16 protein-coding genes are annotated in these 21,072 nt (G+C 64.5%); 11 read left to right on the top strand and 5 right to left on the bottom strand.

Translation table 11 applies throughout. The annotated features are described in order from the left end of the window. Positions 1 to 22: 22 nt before the first annotated feature. A complete protein-coding gene (gene pncA, locus NKJ77_RS24365) occupies positions 23 to 637 on the bottom strand; it encodes a bifunctional nicotinamidase/pyrazinamidase (protein WP_023683560.1) in 615 nt (204 codons plus the stop codon). Positions 638 to 920: 283 nt separating this feature from the next. On the opposite strand from pncA, the gene NKJ77_RS24360 reads away from it, so the two are divergent. From NKJ77_RS24360 to NKJ77_RS24335, 6 genes are read left to right on the top strand one after another with little or no spacing between them, the layout of a single operon-like run. Next, a complete protein-coding gene (locus tag NKJ77_RS24360) occupies positions 921 to 1,784 on the top strand; it encodes an FAD binding domain-containing protein (protein ID WP_352535874.1) in 864 nt (287 codons plus the stop codon). Positions 1,785 to 1,795: 11 nt separating this feature from the next. Next, positions 1,796 to 4,759 (top strand): molybdopterin-dependent oxidoreductase, encoded by a 2,964-nt coding sequence (locus NKJ77_RS24355; RefSeq protein WP_488494724.1) that lies wholly within the window; start codon positions 1,796 to 1,798, stop codon positions 4,757 to 4,759. Further along, entirely contained in the window at positions 4,756 to 6,297 is a 1,542-nt protein-coding gene (locus tag NKJ77_RS24350) for a hypothetical protein (RefSeq protein ID WP_023683557.1), read from the top strand. The genes NKJ77_RS24355 and NKJ77_RS24350 overlap by 4 nt, the downstream gene beginning before the upstream one ends. Beyond that, positions 6,297 to 7,181 carry a UPF0280 family protein gene (locus tag NKJ77_RS24345; RefSeq protein WP_023714548.1) on the top strand — a complete coding sequence of 295 codons (885 nt, stop codon included), beginning with the start codon at positions 6,297 to 6,299 and terminating at the stop codon, positions 7,179 to 7,181. The genes NKJ77_RS24350 and NKJ77_RS24345 overlap by 1 nt, the downstream gene beginning before the upstream one ends. Continuing rightward, positions 7,174 to 7,758 (top strand): amino acid synthesis family protein, encoded by a 585-nt coding sequence (locus NKJ77_RS24340; protein ID WP_023714549.1) that lies wholly within the window; start codon positions 7,174 to 7,176, stop codon positions 7,756 to 7,758. The genes NKJ77_RS24345 and NKJ77_RS24340 overlap by 8 nt, the downstream gene beginning before the upstream one ends. Then, positions 7,755 to 8,216 (top strand): MarR family winged helix-turn-helix transcriptional regulator, encoded by a 462-nt coding sequence (locus NKJ77_RS24335; protein WP_352535872.1) that lies wholly within the window; start codon positions 7,755 to 7,757, stop codon positions 8,214 to 8,216. The genes NKJ77_RS24340 and NKJ77_RS24335 overlap by 4 nt, the downstream gene beginning before the upstream one ends. Here NKJ77_RS24335 and NKJ77_RS24330 read toward each other — a convergent pair. Further along, complete coding sequence (locus NKJ77_RS24330; protein WP_352535871.1) at positions 8,213 to 9,325, bottom strand: aminomethyl transferase family protein; 1,113 nt, start codon at positions 9,323 to 9,325, stop codon at positions 8,213 to 8,215. The two genes, NKJ77_RS24335 and NKJ77_RS24330, sit on opposite strands and share 4 nt — an antisense overlap. Positions 9,326 to 9,395: 70 nt before the next feature. Further along, entirely contained in the window at positions 9,396 to 10,166 is a 771-nt protein-coding gene (locus tag NKJ77_RS24325; protein WP_023700430.1) for an ABC transporter substrate-binding protein, read from the bottom strand. A 254-nt stretch (positions 10,167 to 10,420) separates the two neighbouring features. Here NKJ77_RS24325 and NKJ77_RS24320 point away from each other — a divergent pair, with 254 nt between their 5' ends. Continuing rightward, positions 10,421 to 11,311 carry an SGNH/GDSL hydrolase family protein gene (locus tag NKJ77_RS24320; protein ID WP_023689203.1) on the top strand — a complete coding sequence of 297 codons (891 nt, stop codon included), beginning with the start codon at positions 10,421 to 10,423 and terminating at the stop codon, positions 11,309 to 11,311. Between the two features lie 22 nt (positions 11,312 to 11,333). On the opposite strand, the gene NKJ77_RS24315 is transcribed toward NKJ77_RS24320, so the two are convergent. Next, entirely contained in the window at positions 11,334 to 13,016 is a 1,683-nt protein-coding gene (locus NKJ77_RS24315) for a hydantoinase B/oxoprolinase family protein (RefSeq protein WP_352535870.1), read from the bottom strand. Between the two features lies 1 nt (position 13,017). Then, positions 13,018 to 15,102 carry a hydantoinase/oxoprolinase family protein gene (locus NKJ77_RS24310; RefSeq protein WP_023700428.1) on the bottom strand — a complete coding sequence of 695 codons (2,085 nt, stop codon included), beginning with the start codon at positions 15,100 to 15,102 and terminating at the stop codon, positions 13,018 to 13,020. A gap of 221 nt (positions 15,103 to 15,323) precedes the next feature. Here NKJ77_RS24310 and NKJ77_RS24305 point away from each other — a divergent pair, with 221 nt between their 5' ends. The 4 genes from NKJ77_RS24305 (at position 15,324) to NKJ77_RS24290 (ending at position 21,042) form a co-directional block, all read left to right on the top strand. Next, on the top strand, positions 15,324 to 16,151 hold the full coding sequence (locus tag NKJ77_RS24305) for a ferredoxin--NADP reductase (protein WP_352535869.1): 828 nt from the start codon (positions 15,324 to 15,326) through the stop codon (positions 16,149 to 16,151). Between the two features lie 218 nt (positions 16,152 to 16,369). Then, entirely contained in the window at positions 16,370 to 17,419 is a 1,050-nt protein-coding gene (gene deoC, locus NKJ77_RS24300) for a deoxyribose-phosphate aldolase (RefSeq protein WP_023703681.1), read from the top strand. Between the two features lie 226 nt (positions 17,420 to 17,645). Beyond that, the gene (locus NKJ77_RS24295; protein WP_352535868.1) at positions 17,646 to 20,018 is read left to right on the top strand and encodes an aldehyde dehydrogenase family protein; all 2,373 of its coding nucleotides are present in this window, start codon (positions 17,646 to 17,648) and stop codon (positions 20,016 to 20,018) included. Between the two features lie 292 nt (positions 20,019 to 20,310). Further along, a complete protein-coding gene (locus tag NKJ77_RS24290) occupies positions 20,311 to 21,042 on the top strand; it encodes an SDR family oxidoreductase (RefSeq protein WP_023695912.1) in 732 nt (243 codons plus the stop codon). Positions 21,043 to 21,072 lie beyond the last annotated feature (30 nt).

Here is a 21,072-nt window from a genome sequence, read left to right as displayed (position 1 = left end):
CCCTCGCTGCGTCACGATCCAGTCACTCCGAGATCGGGTCTTCGAGCTTCACCCCGGCATCGCGCATCCGCTTCAGCATCGCCTCGACCGAACCGTTTAGATCGATGCCGCGGCACGCGTCGAGCCGCACCGTCGTCTTGAAGCCTTGCTTGACCGCGTCGAGGGCCGAAAAGGCAACGCAGAAGTCGGTCGCCAGGCCAACCAGGGTCACACTGTCGATGCTGCGCTCCTTGAGGTAGCCGGCGAGCCCCGTCGGCGTCTTGTGGTCGTTCTCGAAGAAGGCGGAGTAGCTGTCGATATCAGGGCGAAATCCCTTGCGGATCACCAGCTCGGCCTTGGTCCAGGCGAGCCCCGAGTGAAAATCCGAGCCGAGGCTGCCCTGGATGCAATGGTCCGGCCACAGCGTCTGCGGCCCATAGGGCATCTCGATCGCGCTAAAGGGCTGCGCCCCCGGATGGCTGGAGGCAAAGCTCGAATGTCCGGCCGGGTGCCAGTCCTGCGTCAGCACGACATGCTCGGCATGCCGAATCAGATCGTTGACCAGCGGCACGATTTCGTCGCCGCCGGCAACCGCCAGTGCGCCGCCGGGGCAGAAGTCGTTTTGCAGGTCGATGACAACAAGCGCTTCGTCGGCCATGGCGCCTCTCCTCTTCTACGTCTCGAACGGGGGATCGAGTGAAATACGCCGCTGATGCGACCGGATGCTGAAACTTGACCGGATGGCCGCCTGCGTCAACCTCTGCAAGCGTAAGAAATGCTTGGCGGCCGGGTTCCCTTAAACTCCGGCTTTGACAATTTCCGCCAGCTTGATATCATTTGCATACGAATGAATTTGGCCTGATCAGACATTGGCGGGGTTCGGGAAGACCCCACCTTTTGAAGGTCCCAATGGGAAGGCCTATTTTTTTGGAAGGCAAAGCGTGATCCGTTACGCGAAACCCGCCACGCTCGACGAGGCGCTCGCTCTGCTGGGCGAGGGCGCCTGGCGCGTGCTTGCCGGCGGCACCGATTTCTATCCGGCGCAGGGCGCCAAACCGTTCCGCGACAATGTTCTCGATATTAACGGCCTGGCCTCGCTGCGCGGCATTGCCGAGACCGAAACCCATTGGGTTTTGGGCGCCCGCACCACCTGGACCGACCTTGTCCGCCATCCATTGCCGGCGGCTTTCGATGCGCTGAAGCAGGCCGCGCGCGAAGTGGGCTCGCTGCAGATCCAGAATGTCGCCTCGATCGCCGGCAATCTCTGCAATGCTTCGCCTGCCGCCGATGGCGTGCCTAGCCTGCTGGTGCTGGACGCCGAGGTCGAGCTGCGCTCTGCAGCCGCGACGCGTCATCTGCCGCTGCAGGAGTTCATTCTCGGCAACCGCCGCACCGCGCTGCTACCGGGCGAGCTGGTTGCCGCCATCCGGGTGCCGAAGCCCAGGGCCACCGGCACGTCGGCCTTCGTCAAGCTCGGTGCGCGGCGCTACCTCGTCATCTCCATCGCCATGGTGGCGGCGCGCCTCGTTGCCGAGAATGGCATGGTCATGGAAGCCGCTGTCGCGGTCGGGTCCTGCTCGGCCGTCGCCAGGCGGCTCGCCGCTGTCGAAGCGGTGCTGGTGGGCAAGCCTATCGGCCCGGCACTCGCCGATGCGCTCCTGTCCGCGCCGATGGCCGAGCTCTCGCCGATTGCCGACGTGCGCGGCAGCGCCGAATACCGGCTCGACGCAGCGCGCGAGCTTGTCGCCCGCGCCGTGCTGAGGGCTTGCGGGCTGACGAACGACAACAGCATGGTGGCGGCATGAGCCACTCCGAGATGATTGAAGCCCTGCCCGACCTCGTGCCGGGCCTCGGCATCGAGCGCGCCGAGATCGCCTTCGCCGTCAATGGCGCCGCCGTCTCGGTCAATGTGCCGCCGCTGCGCCGGCTGTCGCAGGTTTTGCGCGACGAATTGCAGCTGACCGGCACCAAGGTTGGTTGCGATGCCGGCGATTGCGGCGCCTGCACGGTGCTGGTCGACGGCGACGCCGTCTGCGCCTGCCTGATGCCGGCGGCCTCCGCAGCCGGGACGTCCGTAACGACCGTCGAAGGCCTCGCCGATGGCCGGCTCTCGGCGCTGCAGGCGTCCTTCCTGGCGCATGGCGCCGCGCAATGCGGCATCTGCACGCCGGCGCTGCTGGTCGCGGCAACGGCGCTGCTGGATGGCACGCCGAATCCGACCGAGACCGAGGTGCAGGATGCGCTGGGCGGCATCCTCTGCCGTTGCACCGGCTACAGAAAGATCATCGCGGCAGTGATGGATGCGGGACGGTTCGAGACGTCGACCGACGGCGCTGCCCCTCATCCGCCTGCCGGCACCCTCACCCCGTATAGTGACGGGGAGAAGGGAAGTGCTCCAGCGCCAACGCTCCCCGCTCCCCGTTCTTCACGGGGAGAGGGTAAGGGTGAGGGGCAGCGCCAACGTCATTCGTTGGAATTCAACTTTGAACGTAGAATGCCAACCACAGGGAATGCTGTAGGCGCCTCCCCGGTCCGGCTCGACGGCGTGCCAAAAGTCACCGGCGCTGAAAAATTCGGCGGCGATGCCTTTCCCGCCGATGCGCTGGCCGTGCTGGTGGTCCGCTCGCCGCATTATCATGCCGGCTTCGCCTTCGGCGACCTGGAGGGCTGGGTGAAGTCGCATCCCGGCATCGCCGGCGTCTTCACCGCCGCCGACATCCCGGGAAAAAACTGTTTCGGCGTCATCGGGCCGTTTGCCGACCAGCCGGCGCTGGCCGAAGGCTTTGCGCGGCTGCGCGGCGAGGCAGTGGCGCTGGTCGCCGGCGAGCGCGAGGCCATGCTCGATCTCGACCTCCAGGATTTCCCGGTCCGCTGGACCGAGCTGCCGCATTTTCTGCAGCCCGGCGACGCGCAGGCAGAAGGGGCGGCGCTCATCCACGCGAACCGCCCGGCCAATTTGTTGACCAAGGGCTTTGTCGAGCGCGGCGACCCCGAGGCGTCGCTTGGCGAGGCTGCCTTCACAGTGTCCGGTGCCATCGACACCTCCTATGTCGAGCACGCCTACATCGAGCCGGAAGCCGGCCATGCCTACATGGACGGCGACACGCTGGTCGTCGTCGCCTGCACCCAGGCCCCCTACATGGACCGCGACGAAACGGCGAAGGTGCTCGGTCTTGCCGTCGACAAGGTGCGCATCGTGCCGACCGCGACCGGCGGCGGCTTCGGCTCGAAACTGGACGTTTCACTGCAGCCGCTCATCGGCCTTGTGGCGCTGAAGACCGGCCGGCCGGCAGCACTGGCCTACACCCGCAACGAATCCATGATGTCGACCACCAAGCGACATCCCGCCGAGATGAAGGCGACCATCGGCGTAGATGCCGAGGGCCATGTCACCGGCATGGTCTTCACAGGCGATTTCAACACCGGCGCCTATGCCAGCTGGGGCCCGACCGTCGCCAACCGCGTGCCGGTGCATGCCTCCGGTCCCTATGCGACGCCGAACTACCGCGCCGAAGGCCGCGCCATCCACACCCACGGGCCGATTTCCGGCGCCTTCCGTGGCTTCGGCGTGCCGCAGGCGACGATCATGCAGGAGACGCTCTATGATGAGCTCGCCGGCAAGCTTGGCATGGACCGGCTCGATTTTCGGCTGAAGAACTGCCTTCGGAACGGATCCGAAACGGTTACCGGACAGCGACTGGAGTCGGGCGTCGGCATATTCGAGTGCCTCGACTCCTTGCGGCCGCATTGGGCTCGCGCGACGGCCGACGCAGATACATTCAACAATGCCAATACGAGCAAAAAGCGCGGCGTCGGCATCGCGTCCTGCTGGTATGGCTGCGGCAACACCTCGCTGCCCAATCCGTCGACCATAAGGGTCGGTATCTCGCCAGAGGGGGAGGTCATCCTGCATCAGGGCGCCGTCGATATCGGCCAGGGCTCCAACACCGTCATTGCCCAGATCTGCGCCGACGCACTCGGCCTGCCGCTTGAAAAATTCAAGCTGAAGAGCGCCGACACTGCGATCAGCCCCGACGCCGGCAAAACATCGGCCTCGCGCCAGACTTTTGTCACCGGCAAGGCGGCCGAAAAAGCCGGCCGCGCCTTGCGCGAAAAGATCCTGCGCTTTGCCAATGTCTCGGAGAACGCGGCCCTGCAATTGGACGGCCCGGCGATCGTCATTCGTGAGGGCGAAGCCACTCGGCGTATCGATCTCGCCGCGCTCGATGTCGATGCGGACGGCTACGTCTTCCGCGCCGAGGAAACCTACGACCCGCCGACGCTGCCGCTCGACGCCAAGGGCCAAGGCAAGCCTTACGCCGTCTATGGCTATGGCGCGCAGATCGCCGAACTGGAGGTCGACCTCAAGCTCGGCACGGTGAAGCTCGTGAAAATCACCGCCGCGCACGATGTCGGCAAGGCGATCAATCCGCTGCTGGTCGAAGGCCAGATCGAGGGCGGCATCGCGCAAGGCATCGGCATGGCGCTGATGGAGGAATACATCCCCGGCCGCACCGAGAATCTGCACGACTATCTCATTCCGACCATCGGCGACGTGCCTGAGATCGAGCACATTCTGATCGAGGTTCCCGATCCCGAGGGGCCGTTCGGCGCCAAGGGCCTGGGCGAGCATGTGCTGATCCCGACCGCACCCGCCATCCTCAACGCCATCCGCCACGCAACCGGCCTTCTCATCACCAAGGTTCCGGCGACGCCGACGCGCATCCGCGCCGCCATCCGCGAAAAAGATGGCATCGACGACAAGGAGGCACGCCGATGAGCGAGCTTGCCGAACGCTTCGAAACCCACGATCCCGGCGAAAAGCTGGTGGCGGAAAAGATCCGCTGCGATGCCTGTCCGGTGATGTGCTACATCGCCGATGGCCGCACCGGCGCCTGCGACCGCTACGGCAATGTCGGTGGCCGCATCGTGCGTATGGACCCGCTGACCATCCTCGATCATGCGGCAGAGAGTGGCGCCGCGGTCGTGCCCTTCACCGCCGAGGGCGAGCAATGGGACGGCGAACTGGTCAACAACGGCCGCCGCTTCGTCACTGCGATCGGCGCCGGCACCACCTATCCCGACTACAAGCCGGCCCCCTTCATCGTCAGCCAGGAGGTCGAGGGCGTCGATCTGGTGACCGTGGTCACCGAAGGCATTTTTTCGTACTGCGGCGTCAAGGTGAAGATCGACACGGACCGTCATCTCGGCCCCGAAACGGCAATCGTGCGCGCGCAAGGCGAGGCGATCGGCCACGTCACGACAGGCGAGTATGGCTCGCAGATGCTGTCGCTGGGCGGCGTGCATCATCTGACCGGCGGCTCCAAGGCCGAAGGCCGGGCAACCTGTGACGCGATGCTCAGTCTGTGCAATCGCAAGCCGGTCGAACTGACCATCGATGGCGGCGCCACCATCACCGTCGAAGCCGGCAAACCACCTGTCATCGACGGCAAGCAGGAACACCGCATGCGGGTCGGCTGCGGCTCGGCCACCATCGGCATGTTCGCCACGCAATGGCGCGGCCTTGTCGACGAGGTGGTGGTGGTCGACGACCACATCACCGGCGTCGTCTCCGAGCATCAGGCCGGCAAGGTGCTGGGCTGGCAGGACACCGGCATCAAGATCATCGGCCGCCGTTCGACGCCGGGCCGCTATTTCAAGGTTTCCGAGCCCGGCCTCGGCTGGGGCGGCACCTCGATTTCCGACCCGCTGTCGATCCTCGGCGAATGGAACGCCAAGAAGGGCGCCCGCCCCGGCCTGTCGCTGCTGATGGTGTCGACCACCGGCGAGCAGTTCGCCTATTACGAGCTCGACGACGAGTTGAAGCCGGTGGAAAAACCGTTCCCCGAGCGGCTGCAGAAATCGGTCGGCCTGATCGAGGACAATTGCGAGCCGGCGCTCTGCACCGTGCTGTTCATCGGCGGCGCCGGCGGTTCGCTGCGCGCCGGCGTCACCGAAAACCCGGTCAATCTCACCCGCTCGGTGCAGGGCTTGAATACCTATGTTACCGTTGGCGGCGCGCCGGTCTATGTCTGGCCGGGCGGCGGCATCACGCTGATGGTCGACGTCATGCGCGTGCCGGAAGGCGCCTTCGGCTATGTGCCGACGCCGGCGCTGGTGGCGCCGATCGAATTCACGCTACGCCGCGACGACTATGTCCGGCTGGGCGGCTACGAGGCCGAGATACGCAGCGTCGAGGATATCGTTGCCAAAGGCGGCGAATATCTCAACCCGCGCCGCGGCTCAGGCGCCGAGGCCCACAATCCATGGCCGCCGCTGGCGCAGTTGCGCCGCGTCGGCTCGAACGGGGCCTCTTGATGCAAGGCCCGCAAGTCCACTGGCTGCAGGACGGCAAGCGGCTGCACCTCAACCACGGGCCGATCGACCTGATCGTCGAGGCCTTTGGTGAGGCGGCTGAGTGTCGTGCCGCCTACGATCAGGCGATCGAGCGCTTCCAGACGATCCTGATCGAGTTGGTCGAGGAGCTTCCCGAATTGCGGCTGCCGGCATTTTTCCTGGCGCCGCGCACCTTCGCCGGCCCGACCGCGCGGCGCATGGAAGCAGCCGTCATGCCGTTGGCGGAATGCTTCATCACGCCGATGGCCGCCGTCGCGGGATCGGTAGCCGACGAAATGCTCTCGGCATTGCTTGCCGGTCGCAAGCTCGACCGGGCCTATGTCAACAATGGCGGCGACAGCGCCCTCCATATCGGCAAGGGCCAGTCGATGAACCTGGCGATCGCCGGCACCGGCAACGGCATGGCCGACCGCCTCACCATTCGCTCGGCGGACGGCGTGCGCGGCGTCGCCACCAGCGGCTGGCGCGGCCGTTCGTTCTCGCTTGGCATCGCCGACGCCGTCACCGTGCTGGCGCGCACCGGCGCCGAGGCCGATGCGGCGGCGACACTCATTGCCAACGCCGTCGACCTGCCCGGCAATCCCGCCATCAAGCGCATTGCCGCGCAGGAACTGGCGCCCGACAGCGATCTCGGCGCACGGCTGGTGACACAAGCCGTCGGCATGCTCGCGCGTGACGATGTGGAGCGGGCGCTGGACAATGGCCTTGCCGTCGCCGAAGATTTTCGCCGGCGCGGCCTGATTGCCGCATCGGCGCTGTTTCTAGGTGGGGAAGCGCGCATCAGTGGTTCCATGGCGCTTGCCGCGCCCAACAAAAATCCAGGGAAGGAAGTTGCCCATGCCTGAGTTTCCGATCCGCAAGATTGCGGTTCTGACCGAAGAGATTTTTCACGATGGCGGCCCGGTCGCAGCTGCGCCGCGCCGCCGCGCGGCGGCCGTGGCGCTGGTGAAGAACCCGTTCGCCGGCCGCTACGTCGAAGAACTGCAGAGCGCCATGGACGATCTGAAGCCGCTTGGCCTGCTGCTCACCGACAAGCTCATTGCCGCATTGGGCGGCGACATCAAGCAGATCGACGCCTACGGCAAGGGCACCATTGTCGGCTCGTCGGGGGAGCTGGAGCACGGCGCGCTGTGGCACGTTCCTGGCGGCTACGCCATGCGCGAGCGGCTCGGCGACGCCAAGGCGATCGTGCCGTCGGCAACCAAGGTCGGCGCCTTCGGCTCGCGGCTCGACGTACCGCTCGGCCACACCAACGCCGCCTATGTCCGCAGCCATTTCGACGCCATGGAGGTAGGCCTCAGCGACGGGCCTCGCCCCGACGAAATCCTGTTTTGCCTCGCCATGAGCTGCGGCCCGCGCGTGCATGACCGCATGGGCGGCCTCGCGGTTGGCGATATCAAGGCCTGGGACGGCTTGCGATGAGCGGCGGGGACAATCTTCTCAAGCTCGTCGAGGCCGAAGAGCCTGACGATCATGACTACCGCCTGCAGGAGCAGGTCGGCTTCATCCTGCGCAAGGCGCATCAGCGCCATGTCTCGATCTTTGCCGCCCAGATCAGCGACCTGACGCCGCCGCAATTTGCAGCACTCGCCAAGCTGCACGATGTCGGCGAGACCTCGCAGAACCAGCTCGGCACGCTGATCGCCATGGACGCGGCGACGGTCAAGGGCGTCATCGACCGGCTGAAAGCGCGTGGCCTTGTCGACCTCACCAAGCATGAGGTCGACAAAAGGCGGCTGCTGGTCAATCTGACGCCGGAGGGACGCGAGGCGATCGAACGGCTGATCCCGCTGGCACGCACCATCACCCAGGAAACGCTGGCGCCGCTGACCGCCAAGGAGGCGGCCACATTTATGAGGCTGCTGGCAAAACTAGCCTAGGCGCGCAGTCTCGCGCCTTCCGGATCGAAGAACGGCATCGGCGCCACCACGGCGCGGGTCGGCTTGCCGTCTATGTCGATGCTCAGCTCGGTGCCGATGGCGGTGAACGGCAGCCGCAGATGCGCGGTCGCCAGCACCTTGCCCAGCGAATAGCCGTGATCGCTATAGGTGACGACACCGGCATCCTCGCCCTCGGCGAAAACCCTGGCATCCGTCGCGGCCGGCTTGTCACCGTCGAGAATCAGCCCGGTCCAGCGTTCGTCGAGCCCTTTGTCGCGAATTTTGAGCAGCGCCTCGCGGCCGATGAACTCGCCCTTGTCGAACTTGATCCAGCGATCGAGCCCGACATGGAAGGGCGTACGGCTCTCGTCCATGTCGATGCCATGCGCCGGATAGGCCTTTTCCAGCCCGAGCGTGAACATGGCCAGCACGCCGTATGGCTTCAGGCCGAAATCGCTACCGGTCCGCATCAGCGCGTCCCAGAAGGAAGTGGCCTCGTCCGCCGGCACGAACAGTTCGAAGCCGAGCTCGCCGGTCACCCCGGTGCGTGAGATCAGGACTTTGGTCTCGCCGACGCGCCCTGAAGTGAACGCCCAGCGTTTCAACTCATCGAGATCGGCATCCGAAAGTGCTTTCAGCAGCTCGCGTGAACGCGGCCCCTGTATCGTCGGAAAGGCGACGGCCGCCGTGATGTCGGTGACATAGGCCTTTCGCGCTTCAGCATGATGTTGCAGCCAGGGCAGCATCTTCAGCCGGTTGACCGAGCCGGTCACCAGCATGAAATGCTCAGGCGCCAGCCGGAACACGGTGAGGTCGTCCATGATGCCGCCATCGTCGCGGCAGACGGTGGAATAGCGCACCTGGCCGGGGCTCATCGCGGCCGCATCGTTGACGATGATGTGGTTGACCAGCGCCTCGGCTTCCGCCCCCTTGATGTCCATCTTGCCCATGGTGCTGAGATCCTGCACGCCGACATTCTTGCGCGTGTTCAGGTGCTCGTCGGCAATGCCGGAGTAAGTTTTGGCCGAGACGAAATCGCCGCCGACCCGGCCCATCGTGGCGCCGAGGCCAACGATGCTGGTGTAGAAAGGGGAGCGCCGCTCAACCAAGAAACTTCTCCGTCATCTCATGAAAACGGCAGCGCCTGATGGCGCTGCCGAGGTAGGAGCGGTGAAGGGGTTAACTTCCGTAGACGTCGAACAAGAAGTATTTGTCGTTGATTTCCTTGTACTTGCCGTTGGCACGCAGGGCGTCGATGGCGGCATTGAACTTGTCGGCCAGTTCCTTGTTGCCCTTTTGCAGGGCGATGCCGACGCCGGGTCCATGAATGGCCGGATCGGCGGCCAGCGTGCCGAGCAATTTGCAGCAGGCGCCATCGGGCTTCTTCAGCCATTCGGTCAGGATGATCGAGCCGTCCATCATCGCGTCCAGCCGGCCATTGGCCATGTCGGTGCGGGCGTCGTCGCCGGTCGGATAGGCCTTGACGGTCGAGCCGGAGTATTTCTTCTCGGCGAAATTCTGGTGGATGGTGGCGCTCTGCACACCCAGCACCTTGCCCTTCAGATCGTCAGGCGACGTGCCTGCAATGGTCGAATCCTTCGGCACGGCGATGGCCGGTGGCGTCTGGTAATATTTGTGGGTGAACTCGACCTTCTCGGCCCGTTCCGGCGTGATGGTGATGTTGATGATGGCGTCGAACTTGCCGGCCTGCAGCGCCGGAATGGAACCATCGAAATCCTGTACGGAGAATTCGCACTCGGCCTTCATCTCGGCACACAGCGCCTTGCCGAGGTCGATGTCGAAGCCGCCCAGCGTGCCGTCCGAATTGGCATAGTTGAAGGGCGGATAGGCGCCCTCGGTCCCGATCCTGAGTTTCTCGGCGGAGGCAGCACCGGTCCCAAGCAGCAGGGCGGCGGAAGCGGCAAGCACGAAACGACCGAAAAGACGCATGTTCCTGATCTCCGTTGACTAAGCAATTCCAGGGAAGGTGTTGGCGGTTTCCCGTCCGGAATTGCGCGAAAACAAGGATAGAAGTCTATGGTCTTTTGCAGGCCCCACGGAGACGGAAACGACATGCTCTGCGGCGATCACGGCGTGGCAAGCCGTCCTTCCCCAGGAATCTTACTGTGATCTAAATTACAGACCGATCATGGACATGGGCGCATGCTCAGCTGGAAGTAGACGGTCGTGGGAGGGACCTGGGGATGGACCAGCAGGAATTCGTGCAGGAAGCCGCGCAGCGGCGCATAGACGACGACATCGCCAAGCGCATCAGGGTTCACCAGGCCAACATCGAGCGGCTCGAAACCGCAAGGGAAAGTGCCGGCAATCTCGAGGCGGCCGTCGCCAACCGGCCGCTGGTGATGCTGGCGCAGGGCGATTCCTGGTTCGACTATCCGCTCACCGGGAACGGATTTCCGTTCGTCGACACCGATGTGATCGCGCAGCTGCGCCGCATCGGCTCGATGCCGCCGACCATCCTCAACCTTGCCCATCATGGCGATGCGGCGACCGACGAGATGTCGCTGCCCAAGCAGCAGCGCATGATCGCCGCCCTGCGCAACAAGGCCAACTGGCTGGACGGCAAGCCCGATGCCATCCTGTTCTCTGCCGGTGGCAACGACATTGCCGGCGACCAGTTCTGCATCTTCCTCGACTTCAATGACGGCCACGCCCCCGGGCTGAACAAGAACCGCTTCACCAAGGCGCTCGGCATGGTCGAGGCCTGCTATCTCGATTTGTTCGCGCTGCGCGACCGCGTCGCGCCAGGCGTGCCGATCTTTGGCCATTGCTATGATTTTCCGATCCCGAACGGAGCGCATCCGTCCTGTGTCGGCCCGTGGCTGAAACCGTCGCTCGATTTCTGCAACTGGACGGTCGCCAAGGGCACGGTCATCGTTCACGACGCGCTGGCGGCGTTCCGCGATGTGGTGAAGCGCCTGGCCGACGATCCCAACAACAATTTCCATCTGGTCGACACGCAGGGAACGTTGAAGGTGGCCGACTGGGCCAACGAACTGCATCCCGATCCCGCCGGCTTCAAGAAGATCGCGCAAAAATTCGCCGATGCGCTGAAGGCCAAGCTGCAGACCTGACGCGGCTCGGGCCTGTCGGCTGTCAGGTTCCGAACAGCTCTTTGGCTTGTTCAACGGTGTAGTAACCAAGCCTGATGTCTTCGGCGACCAGTTTCGGGTCGCGCTCACGCGGATCACCATAGCCGCCGCCCCCGGGCGTGCCGACCCTCACGCGGTCGCCGGCCTTGAGCGCGATGTCCTGTTCCTTGGACAGATGCGGCGGCACATGTGCCTCGCCGTCGCGGAACACGGTCACCGTGTTCACCGCGCCGTCCTTGCCGCCGAGCGCGCCTTGCGGGCCGAAACGGCCATGGTCCATGACGAAGGACGCGCGCGCCTCTCCTCGCAATATCTCGACCTCATAGGCGAGGCCGAAGCCGCCGCGCTGCTTGCCGGCGCCGCCCGAGCCTTCGCGCAAGGCATACTGGCGGTAGAGAACCGGAAAGGCCTGCTCCATGATCTCGACCGGCGGCGATTTCGAAATGCCGATGGTCGAGCAGCCATTGGTCAGGCCGTCATGGCCGGAATTGCCGCCATAGCCGCCGCCGGAGATCTGATACATCACATAGTCGCGGCCGCGCGCCGGATCGTTGCCGCCCAGCGCGAAATTGCCGCTGGAGCCGGCGGGCGCGGCCGTCACCTTTTCCGGCAGCGCCTGCACCATCGCCGCGAACACCGCCTCGGCGATGCGCTGCGAGACTTCAGCCGCACAGCCGGAGACGGGACGCGGGTATTTGGCGTCGAGGAACGTGCCTTCCGGCCGCTTGACGATCAGCGGCTCGAAAGCGCCGGCGCTGATCGGCACATCAGGGAAAATATGGCGCATGGCGAGATAGACCGACGACAATGTCGTCGCCAGCACGCTGTTCATCGGCCCGGCACAGGGTTTTGACGAACCTGTGAAATCGAAGGTCAGCGTATCGCCCTTCTTCTCCACCGCGAGCGCGATGGTCAGCGGCTCGTTGACCACGCCGTCCGAGTCGACAAAGGCCTTCGAGCTGTAGGTGCCGTCGGGAATGGCGGAGATGTTGGCGCGCATCTGCTCGGCGGCGCGGCGACGCAGTTCGGCGATCGCCCCGACGACGGTTTCGTCCCCGTAACGATCGAGGATTCCATTGAGCCGGTCCTGACCGATCAACAGTGCCGCGGCTTGCGCCCTTATATCGCCGATGCGCTGGTCGGCGACGCGGATGTTGGAGCAGATGATGGCGTAGATTTCGGTGTCGAGCACGCCCTTCTTGAACAGCTTGACCGGCGGCAGCCGCAGGCCTTCCTGCTCGACGGCTGTGGCGGAGGCGGAGAAGCCGCCCGGCACCGAGCCACCGATATCGGGCCAGTGGCCGGTATTCGATAGCCAGCAAAATATCTTGCCGTCGCGGTAGACTGGCATGGCGAAGCGCACGTCCATGAGATGCGTGCCGCCGAGATAGGGATCGTTGACGATGTAGATGTCGCCCGGCTCAGGCGGCAGGCAACGGCCGTCGGCGATCATCTCGATCACCGTTTTGGTCGAATACTGCATGACGCCGACGAACACCGGCAGGCCCTGGCTGCCTTGTGCGATCAACGAACCATCGACGGCCGAGTAGATGCCGTCGGAGCGGTCATTGGCCTCGGCGATGACAGGCGAGAAGGCAGCGCGGGAGAAAGTGAGATCCATCTCGTCGCAGACCTGCTGCAAGGCTGCCTGCAGGACCGAAAGCGTGATGGCGTCGAGCTTTTGCATCTCAGGCCTCGCCAATGTCGATGATGATGTTGCCGTCGGCGTCCGATCTTGCGCGGTCGCCGGGTTCGAGCACGGTGGTGGCGTCCATCTGTTCGAGGATCGCCGGCCCTTGGATAACGGCATCGAGCGGCAATTTTTCGCGTGCGTATATCGGCGTATCGTGCCAGCGTCCGGCATACCAGACCGGCCTTGTCTCGCGCAGCGCCTCGTCTAGCGTCTTTGTACGTCCGGCCGGGTCGATCAGCCGTGACAGGTCGATTGCCGGCCGCACGCCCGTCACCGACGTGTTGAGGTTGACCAGATTGGCGCGGATCTCCGGCAACTCGACCTTGAAGCGGGCGAAATAGGCTTTTTCGAACAGCGCCTGCAACTCCTGCCTTGTCACCGATGAAGACGGCAGCGCCACGTTGATGATGTGGGTCTGGCCGACGAACTGCATGTCGGCAGAGTGCGTAACGCGGATCGTTTCCGGCTTCACCGCTTCCTTGCCGATCAGTTCCTCGCCTTCCCCGCGGTGACGTTCCAGCACCTCGCGAAGCCGGGCTTCATCAAGCACGGCGACCGGCTGGTTGATGGTGTTGACGAAGTCATGGCGCAGATCGGCCACGACGCAGCCGAGCGCGTTGGTGATGCCCGGACGGGCCGGCACCAGCACGCGGGGCAGGCCGAGTTCGCGCGCCAGCGCGGTTGCATGCAGCGGCCCGGCGCCGCCGAAGGCGAACAGCGCGAAATCACGCGGATCATGGCCGCGCGACACCGAGACCATGCGGATGGCGCCGGCCATTTTCATGTTGCCGAGCCGCAGGATTGCACCCGCCGCCTCGACGCCGGAGAGGCCGGTGGCCTTGCCTATTCTGTCTTCGAAGATGCCGGTGACGCGCTCGACGGTGACCGGATTTTCGACCGCCAGCAGTTTTTTCGGCGCCAGCCGTCCCAGCACCAGATTGGCATCGGTGATGGTCGGCTCCAAGCCGCCGCGGCCGTAGCAGATCGGACCGGGATTGGCGCCGGCACTTTCCGGGCCGATCTGGATCAGGCCGGCCGCATCAACGCGCGCGATCGAGCCGCCGCCGGCGCCGACCGTATGCACCGCCACCATCGGCACATGGATCGGCATCGCATATTCGATCTCGATCTCGTTGGAGACCGCCGGCTCGGCGTTGCGGATCAGCGCCACATCGGTCGAGGTGCCGCCCATGTCGTAGGTGACGAGGTTTTCAAAGCCGGCGCGCTTGCCCGTATAGGCGGCCGCGATGACACCCGAAGCCGGGCCTGACATCACGGTCTTGGCCGACTCGCGCGTGACGAAGCGGGCCGAGATCATGCCGCCATTGCCGTTCATGATCAGGAAGTCGCGGGCATAGCCCTTGGCAGCCAATTCCTTGCGCAGCCGCTCGACATAACGCTCGAGGATCGGCTGCACCGAGGCGTTCACCGCGGCGGTCACGCCGCGCTCGAATTCGCGGGCTTCCGACAGCAGCGCATGGCCAGTCGTGATGTAGCCGTTCGGCCAAAGCTCGGCGGCGATTTCGGCCGCGCGCCGCTCATGCGAAGGGTTGGCGTAGGAATGCAGGAAATGGATGACCAGGGACTCGCAGCCGGCCCCGATCAGCGTCTTCACGGCGTCGCGCATCTCGGCCTCGTCGAGCGGCGTGCGCACCGCGCCCGACGCCTCGACGCGCTCCGACACTTCGAGCCGGAGATCGCGCGGGATGATCGGAACGAAGCTTCCGGTCATGCCGTAGGGCTGCGGCCGTGTGCGGCGGCCAAGCTCGATCACGTCGCGAAAACCGCGCGTGGTGATCATGCCGGTTTTCGCCAGCCTGCGTTCCAGCACCGCATTGGTGGTGGTGGTCGTGCCATGCACGATGAGGTCGATGCCGTCTATGGCAAAGCCTGTGGCGCCCAGCGCTGAAACCACGCCGAACGCCTGGTTGTCGACCGTCGTCGGCGTCTTGGCGATATGCACCTTTCCGCCGTCATTTCCGTCGATCAAAATGAGGTCGGTGAAGGTTCCGCCAACATCGATGCCGGCAACGACGTCGCCTGCGGAATCCGGCTGCTTCACCGAAAAATTCTCTTTCATTGTCGAAATCCGAAATGGCGGAACTACGAATATGCCGCAGTTTGGAAAGCTGTTTTAGCGTGGTATCTTGACACAAATATCGTTTGTATACTAATAAATTTGGGACACAAGAGCTCACTGCTTTGGAGTGTGTGAACGGCACGCCGGGACCTGAAGGGTCTGGGCGCGCAGGAAACGGTTTGGCGCCCGCGTAGTGGCTTGGGCAAGACAGAGTTGGATCGATGAACACCACATCCGCACTCAACACCGCCGGCGCCCGTCCGCTGCAGTTCCCGATTCCGGCCAATGTCTATGCCGAAACCGTCGTCTCGGTGAAGCATTACACCGACCGCCTGTTCCAGTTCCGCATCACCCGTCCGCAGTCGTTGCGCTTCCGCTCCGGCGAGTTCGTCATGATCGGGCTGCCCAATGCCGAAAAGCCGGTGTACCGCGCCTATTCGGTCGCCAGCCCGGCCTGGGACGAAGAGCTGGAATTCTTCTCGATCAAGGTGCCGGACGGCCCGCTGACTTCCGAGCTGCAGAAGATCCAGGTTGGCGACACCGTCATCATGCGCCAGAAGTCGACCGGCACGCTGGTCGTCGACGCGCTGACCCCGGCAAAGCGCCTGTTCATGATCTCGACCGGCACCGGCATTGCGCCCTTCGCCAGCCTTCTGCGCGACCCCGATACCTACGAAAAATTCGATCAGGTCATCCTGACCCACACCTGCCGCGACAATGCCGAACTGACCTATGGCCAGGAACTGGTGGCCGCGCTCGAGAACGATCCCCTGATCGGCGAACTGACCGGCGGCCGCGTCACCCTCTACAATTCGACGACCCGCGAAGAATCGGCGCGCATGGGCCGCATCACGGCGCTGATCGGCTCGGGCAAGTTCTACGCCGACCTCGGCATCGAGAAGCTCAATCCGGAGACGGACCGCATCATGATCTGCGGCTCGATGCATATGCTGAAGGACGTCAAGGAAATGGCCGAAGGCCTCGGCTTCCATGAGGGCTCGCTCAGCCATCCCTCGACCTTCGTCGTCGAGCGCGCTTTCGTCGGCTGACATCAGCAGGCGCCTCGGCGCCCGCTTCTCGATTGGAATTTTGACCATGCGGTCAAAATTCAGCTGCTTTCGCCGCCTTTTTCCGCTATGACCGCTTGAAGGACTCGTGAAGCGATGCTTCACGGGCTATCTTCGGTGTGCGTCGCCTAAAGCCGCCGTGCGGTCCGGGAGCAACGACACGCACCACGACGTAAAATCGTCGAGCGAAAGGGCAGGAGATGAGCAGCACAATCCGCGAAGCCGATCTCGGCGCGTCCAAGGTCACGCCGCTGCCGGCGCGTGCCGCAGCCAACACGCCCGTTCCGCAATCGCATGGCATCGCCCGCAACACCGGCATGCGGCTCGATCTCGGCTTCATGGAATCGGTGCGCTCGGTCAATCGCTCGGCGCTGGAGCGCCGCGTCGCCAGCCTGACCAAGCGTCGTTCGATCAAGGCCGACAACCAGGCGGCATGGCTGCTGCGCGCCGTCTCCTGCATGGATTTGACGACGCTGAATTCCAACGACACCGAAGAGCGCGTGCGCCGCCTGTGCGCCAAGGCGATCAACCCGTTCCGCCGCGACATCGTCGAGGGGCTTGGCATCGAGGGCGAAAAAATCCGCCCGGCGGCGGTCTGCGTCTATCATCCATTCGTCGCGACGGCTGTTGATGCCGTGCGCGGCACCGGCATCCATGTCGCCGCCGTCTCCACCGCTTTCCCGCACGGCCTTGCGCCGCTGTCGACCCGCCTGCAGGAGATCGAGGCATCGGTGCGCGACGGCGCGGACGAGATCGACGTCGTCATCCCGCGCGGCCTGGTCTTCGGCGCCAAGTGGCAGGAGCTCTACAACGAGATCGTCTCGATGCGCGAAGCCTGCGGCGATGCGCATCTCAAGGTCATTCTCGGCACCGGCGACCTCGCCACGCTGCGAAATGTCATGCTAGCCTCGATGGTGGCGATGATGGCCGGCGCCGATTTCATCAAGACCTCGACCGGCAAGGAAAGCGTCAACGCCACGCTGCCCGTCGGCCTTGCCATGGTGCGCGCCATCCGAGCCTATTTCGAGGAGACCGGCTTTCTCATCGGCTTCAAGCCGGCCGGCGGCATCTCTACCGCCAAGGCCTCGCTCGACTGGCTGGTGCTGATGAAGGAGGAGCTCGGCCGGCCCTGGCTGGAGCCAGACCTGTTCCGCTTCGGCGCCTCGAGCCTCCTCACCGATATCGAGCGCCAGCTCGAGCATCATCTGACCGGGCATTATTCGGCCAATCACCGCCACGCAATGGCGTGAGGCGGATGAAGGCCTTGAACGTCGTGTTCCTTCGCGCCTCCCTCTGTCCTGCCGGACATCTCCCCCACTTGGGGGGAGATTGGCTAACGTCGGCGATTTCGCCAATTGTCGACGTTTCAGAGCCGACAGGCGCGAAGGCTAATCTCCCTCCTTGTGGGGGAGATGTCCGGCAGGACAGAGGGGGGCGCCACAGAGCGCCTGCCAAGACGATTATCTGGAGCGCGTCATGAACATTCTCGAACGCTATCACGCCATGGAATACGGCCCGGCGCCGGAAGCCCGCACCGAGGCCGATGCCTGGCTTGCCGGACGCGATTTCGGCAAGGCGCTGTTCATCGACGGCGGCTGGAAGGCAGCAGGCGGCGGCAAGACCTTCGAGACCAGCGAACCCTCATCCGGCAAGCTGCTGGCCAAGATCTCCGATGCCGGCGCCGCCGATATCGACGCAGCCGTCGCCGCAGCCACCAGGGCGTTGCCGAAATGGTCGGCATCCTCGGGCTACCAGCGCGCAAAAGTGCTTTACGCCATTGGCCGCGCGATGCAGCGTCATCAGCGCCTGTTCGCAGTGCTTGAGTCAATCGACAACGGCAAGCCGATCCGCGAAAGCCGCGACATCGACGTGCCGCTGGCCATCCGCCATTTCATCCATCATGCCGGCTGGGCGCAGGCGCTGGACAAGGATTTCCCAGGCCACAAGGGTGTCGGCGTCGTCGGCCAGATCATCCCATGGAATTTCCCGCTGCTGATGCTGGCCTGGAAGATTGCGCCGGCGCTCGCCGCCGGCTGCACGGTGGTGCTGAAGCCGGCCGAGTTCACGCCGCTCACCGCCATCCTGTTTGCCGAGATCTGCGAGCGTGCCGGCGTGCCCAAGGGCGTCGTCAACATCGTCCAGGGCGGGCCGGAAGCGGGCGTCGCCATCGTCAACCATCCCGGCATCCAGAAGATCGCCTTCACCGGCTCTTCGGAGGTCGGCAAGATCATCAGGAAAGCCACGGCTGGATCGGGCAAGAAGCTGTCATTGGAGCTTGGCGGCAAATCGGCCTTCATCGTCTTCGAGGACGCCGATCTCGACAGCGCCGTCGAAGGACTGGTCGACGGCATCTGGTTCAACCAGGGCCAGGTCTGCTGCGCAGGCTCGCGGCTTCTGGTGCAGGAAGGCATTGCCGACGCGTTGATCGCAAAGGTCAAGGTCAGGATGAGCCGGCTTCGCGTCGGCAGCCCGCTCGACAAGAACACCGATATCGGACCGCTGGTCGACGCCACACAGCTCGACCGCGTCAAGGGCCTGGTCGCAGAAGGCGCCAGACAGGGCGCCGTCTGCTGGCAGCCCGACGCGGTGCTGCCGTCTTCCGGCTACTACCACCTGCCGACGCTCGCCACCGGTGTTTCGCCGGCAAATATATTGGCGCAGGAAGAGGTGTTCGGCCCGGTTCTGGCCACCATGACCTTCCGCAACACCGAGGAAGCGGTCGAACTCGCCAACAACACGCGCTATGGGCTGGCCGCCTCGGTGTGGAGCGAAAACATCAACCTCACGCTGCATGTCGCGCCGCAGCTGAAGGCCGGCGTCGTCTGGGTCAACGGCACCAACATGTTCGACGCCGCCTGCGGCTTCGGCGGCTATCGCGAAAGCGGCTTTGGCCGCGAGGGCGGGCGCGAGGGCATGTTCGAGTATCTCTCGGCAAAGCTGCCGCTCGGCCCGGTGATCAAGCCGACGGCGGCTTCGGCGCAGCCGGTCGAGCAATCGGATGGCGGCGCCATCGATCGTACCGCAAAGCTGTTCATCGGCGGCAAGCAGGTGCGGCCCGACGGCAATTATTCGCTGGCGATAGCCACTGCCAAGGGCAAGCTCGCCGGCGAAGTCGGTCTCGGCAGCCGCAAGGACATCCGCGACGCCGTTGCCGCCGCCCGCGCCTGCAAGGCCTGGCCGGAGGCGACCGCCTACAATCGCTCCCAGGTGCTATATTATCTCGCCGAAAATCTGTCCGGCCGTGCCGGCGAGTTTACCGCACGCTTGACCGAACTGACCGGCGCCAACGCCAAGGCCGCGCGGGAGGAAGTGGAACAATCGATCGAGCGCCTGTTCCTCTATGCCGGCCTTGCCGACAAGTATGAGGGCAGGGTGCATCAGCCACCGGCCCGCGCCGTCACGCTCGCTTTGCACGAGCCGGTCGGCGTCCTCGGCATCGTCGCCCCGGACAGCGCGCCGCTGCTCGGCTTGATCTCCCTGATCGCACCTGCGCTTGCCATGGGCAACACGGTGGTGGCCGTGCCGTCGGAAAAATACCCGCTGCTTGCCACCGATCTCTACCAGGTGATCGAATATTCCGACGTTCCGGCAGGCGCCATCAACATCGTCACCGGCCGCACGGCGGAGCTTGCCGGCGTGCTGGCCAAGCATGACGATGTCGACGGGCTCTGGCTGTTTGCCGATGCCGACACTTGCGCCAAAGCGGAGGCCGATTCCGTCGGCAATCTCAAGCGCGTCTGGACCGGCAACGGCCGCAGCCTCGACTGGGCGTCCGACGAGGCCGCCGGCGATGCCCTGCTGCGCCGCGCCGTCGAAGTGAAGAACGTCTGGGTGCCATACGGCGACTAATGCCGCCGAAGCGCGCTGTGCTTGAGTGAACCATGGCAGCGTGACTCGTTGTCCGGTTGTCATACATGTTGTTGCATCAGAGCAAGCGATGTGCATTACATCAGCCGTCGCGAAGGTGATCGCGTTCGGGCTTGACGCTTGGACATGTGTTCTTTAACCAGAAAAAACATTTGTTATTTAAGGACTGATGGATTGTGCAGGCCGCATAGTCGCGCCTGTCTGGCACAGGACGCCCCAGTCAGCCGGCAGTAAATCGGGCCGAGCAGTGGCCAAAGAGGGCGAGGAGAAACGGATGGCGGATCTAGCAGGCAAGGTCGTTGTCGTCACCGCGGCGGCACAAGGCATCGGCAGAGCGAGCGCATTGGCCTTCGCCAAGGCAGGTGCCATCGTGCACGCCACCGACATCAACGAGGCGCTGCTGGCCGAACTCGCCAAGACCTCCGGCATCAAGACCCGCAAGCTCGACGTTCTCAACGACGATGCGGTGGCATCCGGCTTCGCCGAAATCGGCCGCGTCGACGTGCTGTTCAACTGCGCCGGCTTCGTCCATTCCGGGTCCATCCTCGAGATGAAGGATGCCGATCTCGACTTCGCCTTCAACCTCAATGTCCGCGCCATGATCCGCACCATTCGGGCGGTACTGCCCGGCATGCTGGAGCGCGGCGATGGCTCGATCATCAACATGTCGTCCGTCGCCGGCGCCGGCAAGGGCGTGCCCAACCGCTTCGCCTATGGCGTCTCCAAGGCGGCCGTGATCGGTCTCACCAAGGCGGTTGCCGCGGACTATGTCGCCAAGGGCATTCGCTGCAACGCCATCTGCCCCGGCACCGTCGAGAGTCCGTCGCTGCAGGACCGCATGCATGCGCAGGGCGATTACGAGGCGGCCCGCGCAGCCTTCATTGCCCGCCAGCCGATGGGCCGTCTCGGCACGCCCGAGGAAATCGCCGACCTTGCCGTCTACCTCGCCGGCGCCACTTACACCTCGGGGCAGGCCTATAATATCGACGGCGGCTGGTCGATCTGAGCATAGTCTCGATACGCAGGTTCCGGGTCG

Origin of the sequence: Mesorhizobium sp. M0052 (assembly GCF_040323255.1) — a bacterium.
GTDB lineage: Bacteria > Pseudomonadota > Alphaproteobacteria > Rhizobiales > Rhizobiaceae > Mesorhizobium.
Note: the sequence above shows the minus strand (reverse complement) of the source record. Positions and strands in the feature narration are given on the sequence as shown.

Bases quoted from the DNA above. Each gene is read 5' to 3' on its own strand.
- NKJ77_RS24350 (WP_023683557.1), top strand. From the start codon at position 4,756: ATGAGCGAGCTTGCCGAACGCTTCGAAACCCACGATCCCGGCGAAAAG.
- deoC (WP_023703681.1), top strand. From the start codon at position 16,370: ATGAGCAGCACAATCCGCGAAGCCGATCTCGGCGCGTCCAAGGTCACG.
- NKJ77_RS24335 (WP_352535872.1), top strand. From the start codon at position 7,755: ATGAGCGGCGGGGACAATCTTCTCAAGCTCGTCGAGGCCGAAGAGCCT.
- NKJ77_RS24320 (WP_023689203.1), top strand. From the start codon at position 10,421: ATGGACCAGCAGGAATTCGTGCAGGAAGCCGCGCAGCGGCGCATAGAC.
- pncA (WP_023683560.1), bottom strand. From the start codon at position 637: ATGGCCGACGAAGCGCTTGTTGTCATCGACCTGCAAAACGACTTCTGC.
- NKJ77_RS24325 (WP_023700430.1), bottom strand. From the start codon at position 10,166: ATGCGTCTTTTCGGTCGTTTCGTGCTTGCCGCTTCCGCCGCCCTGCTG.
- NKJ77_RS24345 (WP_023714548.1), top strand. From the start codon at position 6,297: ATGCAAGGCCCGCAAGTCCACTGGCTGCAGGACGGCAAGCGGCTGCAC.
- NKJ77_RS24340 (WP_023714549.1), top strand. From the start codon at position 7,174: ATGCCTGAGTTTCCGATCCGCAAGATTGCGGTTCTGACCGAAGAGATT.
- NKJ77_RS24290 (WP_023695912.1), top strand. From the start codon at position 20,311: ATGGCGGATCTAGCAGGCAAGGTCGTTGTCGTCACCGCGGCGGCACAA.
- NKJ77_RS24315 (WP_352535870.1), bottom strand. From the start codon at position 13,016: ATGCAAAAGCTCGACGCCATCACGCTTTCGGTCCTGCAGGCAGCCTTG.
- NKJ77_RS24310 (WP_023700428.1), bottom strand. From the start codon at position 15,102: ATGAAAGAGAATTTTTCGGTGAAGCAGCCGGATTCCGCAGGCGACGTC.
- NKJ77_RS24355 (WP_488494724.1), top strand. From the start codon at position 1,796: ATGATTGAAGCCCTGCCCGACCTCGTGCCGGGCCTCGGCATCGAGCGC.
- NKJ77_RS24295 (WP_352535868.1), top strand. From the start codon at position 17,646: ATGAACATTCTCGAACGCTATCACGCCATGGAATACGGCCCGGCGCCG.
- NKJ77_RS24305 (WP_352535869.1), top strand. From the start codon at position 15,324: ATGAACACCACATCCGCACTCAACACCGCCGGCGCCCGTCCGCTGCAG.